The 2,741-nt window shown below is 62.7% G+C and carries 1 protein-coding gene and 2 pseudogenes; 1 reads left to right on the top strand and 2 read right to left on the bottom strand.

The window, feature by feature from the left end:
• Window positions 1–36 precede the first annotated feature (36 nt).
• Complete coding sequence (locus tag FS320_RS41335; protein WP_152718381.1) at window positions 37–378, bottom strand: hypothetical protein; 342 nt, start codon at window positions 376–378, stop codon at window positions 37–39.
• Between the two features lie 196 nt (window positions 379–574).
• Here FS320_RS41335 and FS320_RS41330 point away from each other — a divergent pair.
• Window positions 575–1,386 (top strand): annotated as a pseudogene (locus tag FS320_RS41330) (IS3 family transposase); the annotation flags it as partial.
• A gap of 207 nt (window positions 1,387–1,593) precedes the next feature.
• Here FS320_RS41330 and FS320_RS41325 read toward each other — a convergent pair.
• Window positions 1,594–2,608: pseudogene (locus FS320_RS41325) on the bottom strand (IS110 family RNA-guided transposase); the annotation flags it as partial.
• Between the last annotated feature and the right edge of the window lie 133 nt (window positions 2,609–2,741).

The raw sequence follows: 2,741 nt of genomic DNA, 5'->3' as shown, positions 1-2,741 counted from the left end.
TTGATTCGCGAGGATGGCGAACGGCCTGATTAGTTCTCACCAAGCTTGCCGACAAACCTGAACCGGTCGAGCCCCAGAGCTGGTGCCTGGCTTTGCGATCATCCCGCGATCAATGGCCTGCTCCAACACTGCCGCAACGGCGGCTTCCTCTCCTGTCCGCACACCGTCTTCATCGGCGGATGCCGCCGGGACAGTCAGAGTGCGAATATCAAAGCGGAAGGGGTCAGAGGCGTAGCGCCCGTCTGGAGAGGTTGTGAAGATGTGAGATGAGGGTGGATAGGTGGACGGATCGTCGAACCGATAGGTGCGGTAGACCGTCACCCCTTCATACTCCAGGAACGCCTTAGGAATGGCGAGGTCTGTGGACTGAGCAATCATGGTGACTCCTTCCTTATTGTTCAGCTTGGAGACCCCCTGTTGAGTCACGATGCAGGCAGAAATGCGACAACGCTCGCATGCGCGTGCTGTTTGATTGCTCGACGGCTCTCGCTCTCATGTGGTCCTGACCCGTCAAACTGGTCCATTTGGAGGACAACTTTTTCGGGCAATTTAATCCTTGAGGAGGGTCAGTGCCATGAAGAAGACGCGCTACACGGAAGAGCAGATCGCCTTTGCGCTGCGCCAGGCCGAGAGCGGCACGCCAGTAGCCGAGGTGATCCGCAAGATGGGCATCACCGAACCCACCTTCTATCGCTGGAAGAAGCAGTTTGCCGGCATGGGCGTGGCCGAGATCCGCCGGCTCAAGCAGCTCGAGGATGAGAATGCCCGGCTCAAGAGGCTCGTGGCGGACCTGACCCTCGACAAGACCATGCTGCAGGACGTGCTCAAAAGAAAGTGGTGAAGCCCGTCGTTCGGCGCGAGGTCGCAGGCCATCTGCAGAAGGCCTATGGCATCAGCGAACGGCGGGCATGCTCCGCCACTGGCTTCCAGCGCTCCTCGCAGCGCTACCGCAAGCGGTCGGATCCGCAGGTTGAGCTGCGCATGCGGCTCAAGGAACTGGCAGCAGCCCGAGTGCGCTATGGCTATCGCCGGCTGCACATTCTGCTGCGGCGGGAGGGCTGGCCGGTGAACCACAAGCGCACCTACCGCCTCTACCGCGAGGAGGGGCTGTCGATCCGGCCTAAGGCACCCAAGCGCAAGCGCGCCTGGCGCTACCGGCAGGGCCGGCCGGAGGTGGGTGGTCCCAACGAGGTGTGGGCGATGGACTTCATGGCCGACCAGCTTTTCGACGGGCGTGCATTCCGCATCCTGACGGTAGTGGACTGCCATACGCGAGAGGCACTGGCGATAGTCCCGCGAGTGAGTTTCCGTGCCTACCAGGTCGTCGAGGCCCTTGATGAGATCGCCAGAAGCCGCGGTCGGCCGAAGAGCCTGCGGGTGGACAACGTCCTATGTGGGGAAGCAGCAGCAGCGCTGGGCCAGCAGATCTCAGCACGCCGATTTGCTGGATCGGCGCTGCAGTTAGGTTGAGCCAGGTGGCTTCCACCGTCAACGGGATTGTTCTCTCCCATAGCCAACACAGGATCCAGCGGCCCTGGCCGTGGTCCTCACCGTCCTCAATACGAGATACACCCCAGGTGGAAGGCCCAAACATTATCTACAGGGTCGCTGGCGCGCCCTCACGGCCCTAACAAAGAGAGGTCCTTCCACCCGGCACCGGACGCTCGAAGAACGGCCGGTATTCTGCTCCGCCTTTGATCACCGCGTGCACCACACGCGCCATCTTGGCGGTCAACGCGGTCACGGCCTTGCGGCGCAGATCGGCATCGTGGCGATCGCGTGCGGTGTAGCGGCCGAGTTTATCCCGAAAGCTGTTGTCGCGCTGACGGGCTGCCACCTGAGCGGCCATCCACAGGGCCCGGCGCAGGCGGGCATTGCCATATTTCGACAGCTTGGTGCGGCCGCGGAACGTGCCCGACTTGCGGGTGGCCAAATCAAGGCCGCAGAACTTCAGGAATTGACGATGGTGCCCGAAGCGGCGCAGATCACCAGCCTCCGCCAGAATGGTCAGGGCATGGATCGGCCCGATGCCCGGGATCTTGCGCAGGAGCTGGTAGTCGTTGTGATCCACCAGCATCGCATGAGCCAGCTCCTCGATTTGATCTCTCTGGCGGATCAGACTGCGCGCTTCGGCCAAGACCATGCGGAACATCGTGACCGCCGCAGAGCCTTCCGCCACTGGCAGAGCCGTGGAGGCGCGGGCCGTCTCGTAGATGTCGGTGAGCAAGCGAGCCTTGGAGACCTTGCGGCCAATCAGGGACCATGCCTCCTGCATGAAGCCCTCCCGATCCAGAGCCATGATGCTGGAGGGTGTGGGAAAGCGTTCGAGCAGCGCCAGGAACCAGTCCGAGCGGCTGTTGCCGGCAAAGCGCTCGATCTCGGGAAAGTACAGGGGCAGGTAGTGGGTCCGAAGCCGGTGCCAGGTCTCGGTCTTGGCCCTGGAGATCGCCTCATGGGTCTTCGACAGCTCCTGCAGGTCGTTGATCCCGGCCGCCAGCGGATCGACATAGCGCTGGGTGGCTCCGATCCTGAGCATGTGCAGGATGACTTGCGCGTCCTTGGGATCGTTCTTGTCCCAGCCGTTGTGCAGAGCCTCGCGGGTGCGGGCGTGAACCGCGCCGAGTTTTCCGGAGGCTGGTTGGCTTGGATTTTACGCGGCCATCGGCGTGACCTCAAGCTGAACGTGGTAGGCGGCTTCCGCCTCGGCGGGCGGGACGTTGCCGATGGACTCGAGCAGGCGC

The sequence above is a fragment of the Microvirga tunisiensis genome, from assembly GCF_009296175.1.
Classification (GTDB): domain Bacteria; phylum Pseudomonadota; class Alphaproteobacteria; order Rhizobiales; family Beijerinckiaceae; genus Microvirga; species Microvirga tunisiensis.
The sequence above is the reverse complement of the archived record's forward strand: the minus strand, read 5'-3'. Positions and strand labels throughout refer to the sequence as shown.

Excerpts from the sequence above, each read along its gene's own strand:
- FS320_RS41335 (WP_152718381.1), bottom strand. The coding sequence starts at position 378 with ATGATTGCTCAGTCCACAGACCTCGCCATTCCTAAGGCGTTCCTGGAG.